General features: G+C 61.1%; 12 protein-coding genes and 1 pseudogene. All 13 read right to left on the bottom strand.

Annotated elements, in window-relative coordinates:
* Positions 1 to 46: 46 nt before the first annotated feature.
* The 13 genes and pseudogenes from HH1059_RS08350 to dsrA all read right to left on the bottom strand — a co-directional run bounded on the left by HH1059_RS08350 (position 47) and on the right by dsrA (position 12,923).
* Positions 47 to 1,624 carry a cobyrinic acid a,c-diamide synthase CobB gene (locus HH1059_RS08350; RefSeq protein ID WP_096409751.1) on the bottom strand — a complete coding sequence of 526 codons (1,578 nt, stop codon included), beginning with the start codon at positions 1,622 to 1,624 and terminating at the stop codon, positions 47 to 49.
* Positions 1,621 to 2,814: an NrfD/PsrC family molybdoenzyme membrane anchor subunit gene (gene nrfD, locus HH1059_RS08345; RefSeq protein WP_096409750.1), complete on the bottom strand. Its 1,194-nt coding sequence runs from the start codon at positions 2,812 to 2,814 to the stop codon at positions 1,621 to 1,623. Before nrfD ends, HH1059_RS08350 begins: the two co-directional genes overlap by 4 nt.
* A 23-nt stretch (positions 2,815 to 2,837) precedes the next feature.
* Positions 2,838 to 3,608, bottom strand: coding sequence for a sulfate reduction electron transfer complex DsrMKJOP subunit DsrO (gene dsrO, locus HH1059_RS08340; protein ID WP_096409749.1), 771 nt, complete (start codon positions 3,606 to 3,608; stop codon positions 2,838 to 2,840).
* 11 nt (positions 3,609 to 3,619) lie between these two features.
* Positions 3,620 to 4,027, bottom strand: a complete 408-nt coding sequence (locus HH1059_RS08335) for an Hdr-like menaquinol oxidoreductase cytochrome c subunit (protein ID WP_096409748.1) — start codon at positions 4,025 to 4,027, stop codon at positions 3,620 to 3,622.
* A gap of 215 nt (positions 4,028 to 4,242) precedes the next feature.
* Positions 4,243 to 6,183: an NAD(P)-binding protein gene (locus tag HH1059_RS08330; protein WP_096409747.1), complete on the bottom strand. Its 1,941-nt coding sequence runs from the start codon at positions 6,181 to 6,183 to the stop codon at positions 4,243 to 4,245.
* A gap of 35 nt (positions 6,184 to 6,218) precedes the next feature.
* On the bottom strand, positions 6,219 to 7,772 hold the full coding sequence (gene dsrK, locus HH1059_RS08325; protein WP_231901912.1) for a sulfate reduction electron transfer complex DsrMKJOP subunit DsrK: 1,554 nt from the start codon (positions 7,770 to 7,772) through the stop codon (positions 6,219 to 6,221).
* Between the two features lie 155 nt (positions 7,773 to 7,927).
* A pseudogene (locus HH1059_RS08320) lies at positions 7,928 to 8,662 on the bottom strand (respiratory nitrate reductase subunit gamma); the annotation flags it as partial.
* Positions 8,663 to 8,904: 242 nt separating this feature from the next.
* On the bottom strand, positions 8,905 to 9,237 hold the full coding sequence (locus HH1059_RS08315; protein ID WP_096409745.1) for a TusE/DsrC/DsvC family sulfur relay protein: 333 nt from the start codon (positions 9,235 to 9,237) through the stop codon (positions 8,905 to 8,907).
* Positions 9,238 to 9,319: 82 nt separating this feature from the next.
* Entirely contained in the window at positions 9,320 to 9,619 is a 300-nt protein-coding gene (gene tusB, locus HH1059_RS08310; protein WP_096409744.1) for a sulfurtransferase complex subunit TusB, read from the bottom strand.
* A gap of 65 nt (positions 9,620 to 9,684) precedes the next feature.
* Entirely contained in the window at positions 9,685 to 10,029 is a 345-nt protein-coding gene (tusC, locus tag HH1059_RS08305) for a sulfurtransferase complex subunit TusC (protein WP_096410383.1), read from the bottom strand.
* Between the two features lie 152 nt (positions 10,030 to 10,181).
* Positions 10,182 to 10,541 (bottom strand): sulfurtransferase complex subunit TusD, encoded by a 360-nt coding sequence (gene tusD, locus HH1059_RS08300; RefSeq protein ID WP_096409743.1) that lies wholly within the window; start codon positions 10,539 to 10,541, stop codon positions 10,182 to 10,184.
* 15 nt (positions 10,542 to 10,556) lie between these two features.
* Positions 10,557 to 11,639: a dissimilatory-type sulfite reductase subunit beta gene (dsrB, locus tag HH1059_RS08295; protein WP_096409742.1), complete on the bottom strand. Its 1,083-nt coding sequence runs from the start codon at positions 11,637 to 11,639 to the stop codon at positions 10,557 to 10,559.
* Between the two features lie 30 nt (positions 11,640 to 11,669).
* On the bottom strand, positions 11,670 to 12,923 hold the full coding sequence (gene dsrA, locus HH1059_RS08290) for a dissimilatory-type sulfite reductase subunit alpha (RefSeq protein ID WP_096409741.1): 1,254 nt from the start codon (positions 12,921 to 12,923) through the stop codon (positions 11,670 to 11,672).
* Positions 12,924 to 13,309: the final 386 nt, after the last annotated feature.

Below are 13,309 nucleotides of genomic sequence, written 5' to 3'. Positions count from 1 at the left end.
CCACACCGGGGCGGATGGTGGCGCCGGCGAAGTTTTAGAGGTTCCCTCAGGGGGTAGTTTTAGAGGCTCGCCTGAGGAAAGCGATGAAATTATCCGCCCACGGGCTAGCCTGAGTGTGCCGCAAATGGGCATAACTGGCCATGGTGTTGGCCTTTACCAGACCGTCATGACCGTTGCCGAGTCCGCTTCCGCCTTGTATCTGGTAGGCATAGGTAAAGGTCGACTCAGCATCGCGGGGAGCTGCGGCGGCTAGCGCCGAGTAGTGGAACTCGTGAGCCGGCAGTTCGTTTTGTCCCGGCGCTGCGGGCGACCACGGCGCAGATGGATTGACTTGCAGGCGCACATAACCGTGCCCCTGCGGTTTACGGTTCATGGCGATAGTCAGCGGGAATAGCCCGGCCATGGGATAGGTGGCGTCCCCGATGGTCAAGTGCTGGCAGAGGTACATAAGGCCGCCGCATTCGGCGTAGATCGGTAGTCCGACTAGCGCCGCAGCGGATACCGAAGCCCGCATCGATTCATTAGCAGCCAGCGCGGCGGCGTGACGCTCGGGGAAGCCGCCGCCGATGAGTAGACCGTCGAGCTGCGGTGGTAACTCGGGCGCGCTGAGCATATCGATCCAGACCAACTCGGCCCCCGCCGCTTGCAGTGCCTGCAAATCGCCGGGGTAATAGAAGTTGAAGGCCTGATCGTAAGCCACACCCAAGCGCAGAGTAGCCTCAGCCTGCGAGGGCTGCTCATAGTGCCGCGGTGGAGGGTGTGACTCCACGGATGGCGCGCGGCTCGGCTCTTGTTTGCGGCCTATGGGGCAACTTGCAGGATTCCACCGGTCTGACTGGTTGTCCCGGGGTGAAGGTCTTGGCGCCAGGGATGGCGCTGTGAAGCCTCCAGGGATGGATTCACGGCGTCCTTCACACCCGGGCAACCAGTCAGATCGAGTGAGTTTTTCAAGGCGTCCTATAGAAAGAGTCTGCTCGAGATCGACATGTTCAGCGGTTACCGCGGCGATGGTGCGAATTGTCCGCTGCGCTTGCTCCCGTTGCTCCGGGGCCGGCACCAGGCCGAGGTAGGGGGCGGCGATGGCTAATTCGCTTTGATCGGGGATAGCCCCGAGGACGCTGATGTCGGTGTATTGCTCCACAGCTTGCCGGAGTTTGCGCTCGTGGCGACTGCCGGCAACCCGATTGAGGATTACCCCGGAGACCTGGATGCGCGGATCAAACTGGCTATGGCCGAGCAAGGTCGGGGCGATGCCGCGGGTCATGCCGCGACAGTCAACTACCAGCACAACCGGCGTCTGCAACAAGGCAGCGAGGGCGGCGTTACTGTCTTTGCCCTGTGCATCAGTGCCGTCGTGGAGCCCCTTATTGCCCTCAATCAGGGCGAACTGCGCGGCGGTCTCAGCAACACTGCTCAGCAGTTCCGCCGTGCTCTGGGTATGGAAATCGAGATTATGGCAAGGCCTTCCTGCCGCCAAGCTGAGCCAGCCCGGGTCGATATAGTCGGGGCCGCGCTTATAGGGTTGCACGGTCACATCGCGAGCGCTGAGCGCCGCGGTGATGCCGATGGCGAGTGTTGTTTTGCCCGACGATTTATGTAGGGCTGAGATATATATTCGGCTCATGGCCCCCTATAGTAAGGGGTAAGCGGGAGTATGCGTAGCCCGATGAGGACGATCAGTGTGGCTATTGCGGCACCGCTAATCCCCAATAACCACTCCCATAGACTAGGTGAATAATAGAAAGCCTCCCCATCGAAGACGGCGCCTGTCACCTCATAGCCGGGAAATATCGACAATGGGTGCGCTTGGGCGCCGACGACCATCACGAAAAGATGGGCTAGCCCACCAAGCAGCACCAGACCCGCCGTTATGGCGAGCAACCCGGCATGCCTGCGGGCCACCCCCGACAGCAGGAGGAGAGAGGGGATGATCATACCGGTGAGCACCTGCCCAAGCCAGAAGATGACCGGGTAGATGCCACCGTCGATGAGGAGGAAACTGGCTGCGTCACGATAAGCCGGCATGTAGAACATGCTGAGCACGTGGACGATGAGTATCGAGGCATGGGCGCCGATAAACAGCGCGAGCAGAGAGCTCAAGCGCTCGCTCACCGGCTGACTAGCGGCGTTAGGTGAGTGGTAGTGGACCGCGAGCCAGGCTAGAAGCAAGGCGGCACTGCCGTAAGTTAGCCCGGCGCTAAATAGCAGCGGGATCATTAAGCCGCCGCGATAGGCCTCGTGAGCACTGAGAAGGGCGAATATGGAGCCGACATTAGCAGCGAGCAAGAGTGGCCAAATAATTGCCAACCAGCCGGCAGCGCGCGAGAAGCGGCGCATCGCCGGATCGAACTGAGTCCACAGCAGCAGCCCGACTATGGCAAAGAAGCCGAGATAGAAGAGGATATTGCGCGCGAAGCTGGAGCTAAAATTAAAGTGCTGGAAGGTTACTGGCAGTTGCAGCGGTCGGCCAAGGTCAAATACCAACACAGCCAAGCCGCCGATTAGTAAGGCGCTGGCGACTATGGCGCCGAGCCGGGTAAGCGGCTGCAGCGCTGCGCCGCTGCTGAGCTTAGTGACCTGGGAGCTAGCGGCAATGGCTAGGGCGCCGGCACCGGTGAGGATCAGGGTCAGGGCGAAGACGTGGGGTATCCCCCAGACTAATTGGGTCCCCATACCTGTGACGTGGTGGCCGAGCAGCATGAGATAGAGCGCTGTGCCGGCACCGGCGAGGGCCAGGGTGGCACAGGCAGCGCTACTTAGCCAAAACCCCGGGGAGCTATAGCCTAGACAATGATAGTGGGTGCGTGACGCCATGCTCTTCCTCCTCTCGCCGCTGCTCAGACGATGCCTTGATAGTGCACTGCCGGCTCTAGGCGAAGTTCAGCGCGAATGGTGCTGCCGCCGGACTGTCTAAGGGCCTGGCTGATAGAGCTTTGGGGGTCGTTCAGATCACCGAAGAGCAGAGCCTTATTACCTTGCTCGGCGCAGCGCTCGACGCAGGCCGGCTGCTCGCCGCGATCAATCCGCTGCACGCATAAGGTACAGCCCTCAGCCGCTCCCTTTGCGCGCGGATGGTTGGGTGAGGCGGTGCCGAGCGGGCGTTGGGGCATGAAGCGCGCCTGAAAGGGGCAGGCAATCATGCAGTAGCGACAGCCGATGCAGCGGTGTTTGTCGACTAGCACGATCCCGTCGGCGCGCTTGAAGGTGGCTTGGGTCGGGCAGACCGAGGCGCACGGCGGGTGTTTGCAGTGCTGACACATCAGCGGAAGTGATATCGGCTCCTCGCGCTGATCGGTGAGTTTCATCTTGCGAATCCACTGCGGGTCCTTATCGGGATCGCGCGGCTCCTCCCAGCCATTCTCTTGCCGACAGGCGCTGATACAGGCCGAGCAATCTTCAGCGCAGCGCCGGGTATCGATAAGCAGCCCCCAGCGTTTAGCAGCGTCGGCACCCGCGCCAGGCTTGGCGGTCGGCTCGTTCGTCTCGGCAGCGGTACTGATTAGTACAACCCCAGGGGCGATAGTCATGCCGGCAACCGCGCCGCCCGCCCCTAAGGCTTGGAGCAGAAAGCGACGGCGGCTAGGGCAGTTGCTTGGTTCCCTGCTCATGGTCTTTCTCCTCAGTTGTCTGGGCTGCTGCCGTAATTGTCTGGATTGCTGCCGTCAGCGTGGCAGTTGAAACAGCCGATCTGCACTCCGGTATAGTCATGGCAGCTGCTGCAAAACTGCATCGGGTCGGCGCCAGCCTCCTGCTCCTCCGGAGGTGTCGCATGGCAGTCGACACAGCCGTGCATGCTTTGCTCTGCATCGCGTTTGCCCTCACGCACCGATTGGTGCATACGCTCGGCAAGCAGATGCGGATGTTCGCGGCGCATTTGCTCGGTTGCGGTTATACACTCGCCGGCAGCGCTAAACTCTGGCTGCGGGGCGGTGGTGTCGCGATCGCCGAGAAGAGCAGCCGCGCCGGCGACGACGAACAGTCCGCCTACCGCAACCGCCGCCCAGAGCAGTCTATGCACGCCTGCCATGACTATTCCTCCCCGCTGTTCCAGCTCTTTTCTCCAAGGTGCTTCTAGCCCCACTCTTAAGAAAACTCAACGCTCCTCCGGAGCCATTAGCTACCCCGGTTTGGAGGACGCCGTGAATCCATCCTTGGAGGCTTCATGGCGCCATCCCTGGCGCCAAGACCTCCACACCGGGGTAGATAATGGCTCCGGGGAGCTTTTAAAGGTTCCTTTCAGCACTATTCACCGAGCCCCATTTCGATAAAGCCGGTAGGGCAGACGTCGCGGCAAATGTGACAGCCAACACAGCTGCTGTAATCAGTAAAGACGTAACGGCCGACGCTGCGCTGGGCTTTGGGGAAGCGCTTGACCGCGCTTTGTGGGCAGTAGGCGACGCAGTTATCGCACTCAAAGCAAAGCCCGCAGCTCATGCAGCGTTTAGCCTCGCCTTGGGCCTGTTCGGCAGGCAGGGGCTGCAGCCTCTCGTTGAAATCGCCAATCACCTGCTCTTCATCGATTTCGCGCCGCTCGCGTACCGCCCGCTGTCCAGGTTTAAAGTAGCCGAGGTAGAGTCGATCGTGGCGGATAACCTCGGCGTGGCCGCGATCCTCGTAATTGTGGACGGCGAAAGCTGCTGTATCCGTGCCGCGGGTCGATGCCGAGTCGTACGGCTCTGGTTCGCGCTCGGCGTGGCGTAACTCCTCAAGCAGATTGAAGTGATGGACATTGATCTTGGGTAGGCGCGCCGGTTCGCCGTGGCGGAGATAGGCGTCGAGGCTATGTACCGCGCTGGCAGCTTGGCCGACCGCGGTAGTCAGCAGGTGGGGGCGAATGATATCGCCGGCGACGAAGTGGCCCGGGCGACCGGGGACCTGGTAGTTTTTACCAGCGTCGATAAAGCCGTGGCCGTTATCTAGCTCCTCAACCCCCTGAAGATTACCTTTTTGGCCGATGGCGGCGATAATCAGATCTGCCTCGATGGTGAATTCGGTGCCGTCGATTGGCTGCGGTTGCCCCTTATCGATCTGGCACTGGGCAAAGCGTAGCGCCTTAGCGCGGCCGTCATCATCGTGGATGATGGCGATGGGCATGACACCGTCACGTAGATCGACACCTTCGCGCAGCGCGTCCTCTATCTCGTGTTCGGAGGCGGTCATTTGCTCCCGCGGAAAGAGCGAGGTCAAGGTCACTTCGGCTCCTCCCCGCGCTGCTATGCTCGCGGCATCGTGGGCGGTATAGCCGAGCACGGCGTGTTCGGGGTTGTCCTCATCGGGCAGATCGGCGCTGTAACCGAGACGACGGGCAACCGAGGCGACATCGACCGAGGTGTCACCGCCACCGATCACTAGGATGCGATCGCTAACCGCGGCTAGCCGGCCCTCATTAAAGGCGCGCAGGAATTCGACCCCGGTGAGGCAGTTAGGGGTGTCGTCCCACCCCTCAACCGGTAACGGGCGGCCTTCGTGGGTGCCGAGGGCCCAGATTACGGCAGCGTAGTCGTTGTCAAGCTGCTCAAGGCTGATATCAGAGCCGACCCGGGTGCTGCAGCGGACTTCAACGCCGAGGGCAAGAATACGTTCGATCTCGGTATCGAGAACTTGGCGCGGCACTCGGTAGCCGGGGATGCCGTAGCGCATCATACCGCCGAGTTCGGCTTGGGCCTCGAATATCGTGCAGCGGTGGCCGCGTTTGCGTAGTTGATAGGCCGCAGCCAGTCCGGCTGGACCGCCGCCGATGATAGCAACATGCTGACCGCTGTCAGGTCCCGGTTGGCCGAGGCTGAGGCCGTGCTCGCGGGCGTAGTCACCGATGGTGTGCTCGATGGCGTTGATGGCGATGTGATCGTCGACTACGCGGCGGTTACAGCCCTGCTGGCAAGGTGCCGGACAGACCCGGCCCATGATAGCGGGAAACGGATTGGCTTCACTGAGCCGGGTAAAGGCCAGGGCCTGCCAGTCCTGCTCTGGATCGGGGCGCTGCAGGCCGCGGGCGATCTGTAGCCAGCCGCGGATATCCTCTCCGGCCGGGCAATTGCTCTGGCAGGGCGGGGTGCGGTGGACGTAGGTCGGGCACTGGTGTGACCTGCCGGCGTGGAAGATCTGCTCGCGCCATGACCGCGGCCCCTTAGCGCCCTCTTCATAGCGGCGGAAGGTGTACATCTGCTCAGCGTTGCTCGCCATCTTGTTATCTCCCGTTATAAACCTGTGCGCTGTTGCTAGCCTTCTCCGCGATCTAGGCGAACGGCGTTGCCTACCGCCTCGTGCAGACTCATGACCGTGTCGCGGGGGATGTCGTAGTAGGGCAAAACCTTAGTGAACTGAGCCTTGCAAATAGCGCAGATCGCGACCATGCGATCGACGCCGTAAGTCTCCATGCTCTCGCGTAATGCGCTCACGCGCGGTAGCGCGCCCTGGACCCGTAGCTCAATCAGCTCGTCGGTGAGCAGGCCGCCTCCGCCGCCGCAGCAGAAGGTGGCATCGCCGGTAGTGCCTGGGGCCATCTCGTAAAAACGCGGTACACTGGCGCGCAGCAGTCGTCGCGGTATCTCGAACTGACCGCCAGGGCGTGCGCCCATGCGCGAGGCGCGGGCGACATTGCAGGAGTCGTGGAAGGTCACCCCGCCGTAATGCTCGTTAGCACTCGGGTCGAGGTGCAGGGCTCCTGACTCGAGCAGGTCGGCGGTTAGCTCACAGATATGCTGCGGGATGGGGTAGTTGGGATCGAGTTGATCCTGCAGGGCGCGGGCGTACTCATCGTCCTCTGCCGCCCCCTGTCCGATGCCCACCAGGGTATTCCAAAAGCTGTAAGCAACCCGCCAGGCGTGGCCGCACTCGCCGATAACTATACGCTTAACGCCGAGATCCACCGCCGCCTTGCGGATGCGCGCGGCGATCGCACGCATCTGCTCGTAATTGCCGATAAACATGCCGAAGTTGGCGGCCTCGGAGGCGTAACTGCTCAATGTCCAGGACAGCCCGGCCTGGTGGAAGACCTTGGCGTAGCCCATCAGGCCGTCGACGTGCGGCTCGGCGAAAAAGTCGGCCGACGGGGTGACTAAGAGTATGTCGGCCCCCTCTTCATCAAGGGGGATACGGATATCGTGCCCGGTATCGTCCTTAAGATCCTCCTCTAATCCCTCGAGGGTATCCTCTAGGGCCGGACCGGGGAGGCCGAGGTTGTTGCCGATCTTGTGGACCTTACCGATGATCTCGTTAGTGTATTTCTGGCCGTAACCGACGGCGTCGAGCAGTTCACGCGCGGCCATCGACAGTTCGGCGGTGTCTATGCCGTAGGGGCAGAATACCGAGCAACGGCGACACTGAGAGCACTGATGGAAGTAGACAAACCACTCGTCGAGGACCTCTTTGGTCAGTTCGCGGCCGCGTACTAAGCCCGGGAAGTTGCGTCCGGCGGGGGTGAAGTGGCGGCGGTAGACATCGCGCAGCAGATCTTGCCGGGCCGCCGGCATGTTCTTCGGGTCGCCGGTGCCGAGGTAGAAGTGGCACTTGTCGGTACATGCCCCACAGCGGACACAGCTGTCTAAATAGACGCGCAACGAGCGGCTGCGCTCGAGCAGCTTCTCGAAGTGTTCAAGGGCAATATCCTGCCAATTGCTCGGGAGAGCGCCGGGGAAGTCGAGAGCTTCCTGGTGTTCGGCACTGGCCATGTGGGGGCGGCTGTCGGCGCGCGCCCCCGGCTGATTGGGTGGGGTGAGCAGATCCTGAGGGTCCTCCGGGACTTGAGGTGCAGTAAAGGTCTCCTGGCTCACGACTGCCTCCCTTGCGCTGGCTGCCCTGAATTGCCTGGGGCGGCGTTGCTGCTTTGGTCGTCCGAGCCGCCAGGATTACCAGGGTTACCTGGGGCTTTTGGTGAATCGGCGCGCGCTGCGCCGTTGGCTGTGGCAGCGTTGCTGGATGCGGCGCTGGCGGAATTGCCTTGACGCTCGATAGCGGCAGCCCACGGCGCGAGGTGGCGCTGCTCGCGGGGGTTGTCGGGCTGATTGCGCGTCGGGCTGAAAAAGACCCCCGGGGCGTGGAGTAGTTTGCTGAACGGGAAGATGACCATCAGCAGCAAGACTAGGCTCAGGTGACCGAGCAGCAGCGCATCGGCCGGCAGCGGCTGCCAGTTAAAGCGAATCAGGCCGATGAAAAACTCTTTAACCGCGACGATATCGGTCGGTTGCAGGTGCTTGATCGCCAGGCCGCTCAGGGCTATGGCGAGTAGCAGGGCGAGCATTAAATGGTCAGATACACTGCTGATATGGCGCAGCCGATCTATGATCACGCGCCTTAGCCACAGGCCGATTAGAGCTACAATCAGTGCGTAGGCGGCATAGATCCCGAGTGGTTGGATCCAGACTACCCACTGCGGTACCGGCTCGAGGAAGTAGCGCAGGTGGCGCAATACTACCAACAGCAGGGCGATATGCATGGCCCAGCCGAGCAGCCAAATCCATTTGTTGGAGCGAAACAGGCTGTAAAAGACCAGCACCTCGCTAGCCACCCGCAGGGCCACCCCGCTTTTAGTGGTCGGGGCTGGGGTGGTAGGGATGCGCAGCGGCGCCGGTGTCTCAGCATACAGGGCGAGGCGCGCTACCAAACCGCCAACTAGCACGGCGGTGGCAGCGTAGAAGAGTAGGGCGAAGGTTACGGTCAGCACGGCTTACACCCCCAGTTACCTGAGCCCCGGTTCGTTACAGCCAAGTCGTGTCTATTAACCATCTAACCTGCCTCATTCGACCTGTTCGATGCGCTTTGCCATCCCTCGGCGCCTTGTCCCACTCCGCTCTGCTCAGCTGGTCTGGGGCCCTGCAGAGGTTCTTGAGCCCCATCTTCGAGCTACCTCGAGTGGCTCGCCCGTTACCTCTCAAGAGTCTCTGCAGGGCGTTATTACGAGCTTACTTAGACGCAGCCGGTCGGCTTAGGCAGGCCGGCATAGCGGCACGCCTGCTTGGCTGGGCCGTAAGGGAATAACTCATAAAGATACTTGCTGTTCCCCTTCTCCGGGCCCATGCGCTTACCGATCTGCTTGGTTAGTACCCGCACCGCGGGGGCGATCTGGTACTCGTCGTAGTATTCGCGCAGGAAGTTGATGACTTCCCAGTGCTGTTCGGTTAGCTCTTGACCGTCCTCTTGGGCCATTACTTCAGCTACTTCGGGGCTCCATAGGCTGAGATCCTCAATGTAGCCCTCTTCATCGGTGGGGATTGTGGTGCCGTTTACTTCGATTGCCATAACTGCTTCTCCTCTCTCCTCAATGCAGCACGTCTAACGAGATTTTTTATAAGTTGCCTATTTCCTTAGGCGCCCAGTTTCCTCAGACCCACGCCTGGTGGGGCCCGTGATCGATAACCAGTTGTACGACGCCCTGATAGTCAACCACTTGGATATTTGCGGCTAAGTGATCTGCAGCTAAGCCGCGTGCCTCCATATCCGGCCCGAGGGCATAAACCCGCCCCGCCGCAGCGGCATCGGCAAGCTGACTAGCACTCGGGGCGGCGGCAAGGGCGGCGTAGACGCCGTCTTCAATTAAGAGCAGACGGCCGTCGCCGAGATGGGCCAGACACGAGTCCAAATCGCGTGTCTGTAGCGGTGATTTGTTTACGGTGTGCAGCATTGTTGGCCTCTTTGCACAAATAGTTGCAGCTGAGTCGGGTTGTGACTTTATCCAACACTTTCTAGCTAGAACGACATGATCACGTCTTGCCCTTGCATCAACTCGCTCATCCGGTTGCGATCCACCACCTCTACCGGCACTACCAGGTCATCGCTGCTCATGCCGCGCTCTTCAAGAGATTCGCGCTCGACATAGAGCTTCTCGATGTCGTAGCCCTCGAGGGCGCGGTAGGTCGGGGCGAAGTTTTTCATCTCGATGGCGTTGGCGTTCTGCCCCTGGCGTAGCTGCAGCACTCCGTCGTCGAGAAACGCTAGGCTGACATCTTGATCGAAGGCGGCACTGATCAGGACCACCTCCAGCGCCTCGAGGGCGTAGATGGTGCCATGGGGTGCCTTGCGGTTAACGAACATAAACCGCTTTATCTCTCCGCTGTCGAATTCGTCTTCCACGGTTAGCCCTCCTGTGTTCGGCTGTAAGGGGCGCTCGCGCCTACTGTTTGAGCCTGGTTGGTCTTATCTGGTTACCTGGGGCGCTAGCCACGGCTTGCGCGCCGCGGCGCGGCTCAGTCGCCAAAGGTGACCAGTCTGTCGGCCTGGATGCCGACCTCGACGAGTTGCCCGAGTCCGGAGATGCGAAAGCCGGGGGCTAGGATCTCGTCTTTGATGCCGCGGCGCAGGGCGGCGGCGACACAGACAACCAAATCGACATCGTGCTCCTCGGCCAACTGCGACCAGCGCCGGACGATGTTGCGGTCATCCTGCTGCGGCTCCTGCAGGCGATTGGCGTTGTGGACCCCGTCCATATAGAAGAACACCCGCGGCACGGAGTGGCCCATCTCCAGCGCTGCCTTGGCGAAGTGATAGGCGCTGTCGCTGGCCTGGTGTTGATAGGGTGCCTCGTTTACCAAGATTGCAAATTGCATCTATTGCTATCCTCCTTAGAAGCGCAGGTGGGCGGAGGTGTTCAGTTTAGCCCGCGAGCCGTGCCAATTCTCAATATGGTGCTTGGTAAAGGGCAGTCCGGTCATCTCGAAAAAGCGCACCCAGCCGATGCGCTCGATCCACTCGCCGACCCGTTCATAATCGCGGGCGTTATCGCGGTAGGTGTAGAGGATCTTCTTAACCTGCTCGGCGACTTCGGGCCAGCGTGGTGGATTGTTCGGCAGACCGGCCACCACCATCTTATGGAAGCTTGGTACGCCGCGGGCGTTGGAGTGGTTGCCGCCAACCCAGATGGCGAGCTTGGAGTGCTCAGGATCGTTAATCTGCATCGGCGGGCAGGGCGGGAAGCAGGCGCCGCAGGCTACGCACTTACTCTCATCAACCTCCAGCGAGGGTTTGCCGTTGACCACCGCCGGGCGAATCGCGGCAACCGGGCAGCGGGCGACTACTGATGGCCGCTCACAGATGTTAGCGACTTGATCGTGCTGGATCTTCGGTGGCTTGGTGTGTTGGATGTTGATGGCGATATCGCCTTGGCCGCCGCAGTTTATCTGACAGCAGGAGGTCGTAATGTGCACGCGGTTGGGCATGCGCTCGTTGATGAACTCTTCGTGCAGCTCATCCATCAGCGCCTTGACCACCCCTGAGGCGTCGGTTGCCGGGATGTCGCAGTGCAGCCAGCCCTGGGTGTGGGAGATCATGGTCACCGATGGGCCGGTGCCGCCAACGGGGAAGCCGGCTTGCTGCAGCGCTTTAATCAAGGGTTCGACTTTGGACTCGTCGGCGACACTGATCTCGGCGTTGGAGCGGATGGTAAAGCGGATATAGCCGTCGGCGTACTCGTCGGCTATATCGCAGAGGCTGCGTATGGTGGCTAGATCCATCTGCCGCTGGGTCCCGGCGCGCACCGTCCAGACCTCTTCGCCGGTGTGGGAGACGTGGTGGAGTACCCCCGGGCGGGGCCGGTCGTGGTACTTCCACAGCCCGAAGTTGCGCCGCAGAGTCGGGTGCATATGCGGGAACGGGTCCGGGGTGCCGCTCTCAATCGGGCGCCGGGGCTGAGTTTGTGCTTCGGCCATTATATCTCTCCTCCAGTTCTGGCTGCCGGCTTAAGAGGCCGCGCTTTCTTGTTGGCGTTGGTGCCATTTCTCGGCCTGTTCATCCCAATCGTCCATGCGCACGTAGGAGATGGAGCGCGGCTCGCGAATCATGTTCGGATCGACCTCTAGGCCTACTGCCTCAAGGAAGTTGGGCAGTCCGATGCGCTCGATCATCTCGCCGACCCGCTCGTGTTCGAGGGCGTTCTCGGCGAAGAAGTCGACCACTTCTTGGGCTATCTCGAGGAGCCTTTCGTAGTCTTCGTGGTTGCGCAGGGGCAGGAAGGGGACGACTACGCTGCCGAATAGGTCGCCGATGCGCAGGGTCCGTTTGCCGCCGACGAGGATGGCGACGCCGCGCTCCTGTCCGGGTGAGAGCGCTTTGGTCATGACGTTGATGCAGTGCATGCAGCGCACGCAGCTGGAGTTGTCGATCTCGAGCTGATCGTCATCGGTCAAGCTGAGCGCGCCGGAGGGGCAGCGGGTGATGACGTTGTCGATGGTGTACTGCCGGCCTTTGCGGGCGACGAACGCTTGAACTTCACTTTGGTCGACTTCGATTGCATCGCGCCAGGTGCCGATGACGGCAAAGTCGGAGCGCTCGATGGCGTTCATGCAGTCGTTGGCGCAGCCGGAGACCTTGAATTTAAATTTGTACGGCAGGCTCGGGCGGTGCATGTCATCAAGGAAGTTGTTGATGAGCATGCGGTGGATCTTCTGCTCGTTGCAGCAGGAGTGTTCGCAGCGGGCGGCGCCTACGCATGACATGCCGGTGCGCACGGCGGGGCCGGCGCCGCCGAGGTCGAAGCCGTACTCGTTGAACTCATCGAAGCACTCTTGGACCTGATCTGCTGTGGTGCCTTGGAGCATGATGTCGCCGGTTTGGCCGTGGAGGGCGATTAGCCCGGAGCCGTGCTTCTCCCACATGTCGCAGATGTCACGCAGAGTTTGGGTTGAGTAGTGCATGCCGGCCGGGGGGATGAAGCGCATGGTGTGGAATTCTTGCGCTTCGGGGAATTGGGGCTCGCCGTCGGCATCTTTTAGTTCGGTGAAGCGGGGGATGATGCCGCCGCCGTAGCCGTAGACGCCGACGGTGCCGCCTTTCCAGTAGCCTTTGCGGTCGGTGTAGGACTGTTCGAGCTGGCCGAGTACGCCGGCGATCATCGGTTTGTCTGCGGCGAGCCGTTTGAGCCCGGTGACGAAGCTGGGCCAGGGGCCGCTTTCGAGTTCGTCGAGCTTGGGGGTGTCATAGGTCTTGTTTGCCATGGTGGTTTCACCCTTGGTTTGTTGGCTCGGGGCCGGTTGCTGTGTTTTCCCGGCTAATTGTCTTGCGTCAATTTAGCCGCTGCAATGCGGTTAGGGAATATCTATTCACGGGGGCGAATGGGAGGGTTTGGGTATCTCTTTTGGGATAGGTGTAGGAGGTGCCTCCGGAAACTCCCCTGAGCCATCTAGCTGCCCCGGTATGGAGGACGCCGTGAATCCATCCCTGGAGGCTTCATGGCGCCATCCCTGGCGCCAAGACCTCCATACCGGGGCAGCTAGATGGCTCAGGGGAGTTTCCGGAGGCACCCGCAGGGAGTGTTTTGCGGGGCGGTGCTGATTTGTCAATCTTTGCTCTTCATCTATTAGCTGGCTTTCTCTAGACAGAC

Origin of the sequence: Halorhodospira halochloris (genome assembly GCF_002356555.2) — a bacterium.
Classification (GTDB): domain Bacteria; phylum Pseudomonadota; class Gammaproteobacteria; order Nitrococcales; family Halorhodospiraceae; genus Halorhodospira; species Halorhodospira halochloris.
This window is presented reverse-complemented; position numbering and strand designations above follow the sequence as displayed.

Bases quoted from the DNA above. Each gene is read 5' to 3' on its own strand.
- HH1059_RS08350 (WP_096409751.1), bottom strand. From the start codon at position 1,624: ATGAGCCGAATATATATCTCAGCCCTACATAAATCGTCGGGCAAAACA.
- nrfD (WP_096409750.1), bottom strand. From the start codon at position 2,814: ATGGCGTCACGCACCCACTATCATTGTCTAGGCTATAGCTCCCCGGGG.
- dsrO (WP_096409749.1), bottom strand. From the start codon at position 3,608: ATGAGCAGGGAACCAAGCAACTGCCCTAGCCGCCGTCGCTTTCTGCTC.
- HH1059_RS08335 (WP_096409748.1), bottom strand. From the start codon at position 4,027: ATGGCAGGCGTGCATAGACTGCTCTGGGCGGCGGTTGCGGTAGGCGGA.
- HH1059_RS08330 (WP_096409747.1), bottom strand. From the start codon at position 6,183: ATGGCGAGCAACGCTGAGCAGATGTACACCTTCCGCCGCTATGAAGAG.
- HH1059_RS08315 (WP_096409745.1), bottom strand. From the start codon at position 9,237: ATGGCAATCGAAGTAAACGGCACCACAATCCCCACCGATGAAGAGGGC.
- tusB (WP_096409744.1), bottom strand. From the start codon at position 9,619: ATGCTGCACACCGTAAACAAATCACCGCTACAGACACGCGATTTGGAC.
- tusC (WP_096410383.1), bottom strand. From the start codon at position 10,029: ATGTTCGTTAACCGCAAGGCACCCCATGGCACCATCTACGCCCTCGAG.
- tusD (WP_096409743.1), bottom strand. From the start codon at position 10,541: ATGCAATTTGCAATCTTGGTAAACGAGGCACCCTATCAACACCAGGCC.
- dsrB (WP_096409742.1), bottom strand. From the start codon at position 11,639: ATGGCCGAAGCACAAACTCAGCCCCGGCGCCCGATTGAGAGCGGCACC.
- dsrA (WP_096409741.1), bottom strand. From the start codon at position 12,923: ATGGCAAACAAGACCTATGACACCCCCAAGCTCGACGAACTCGAAAGC.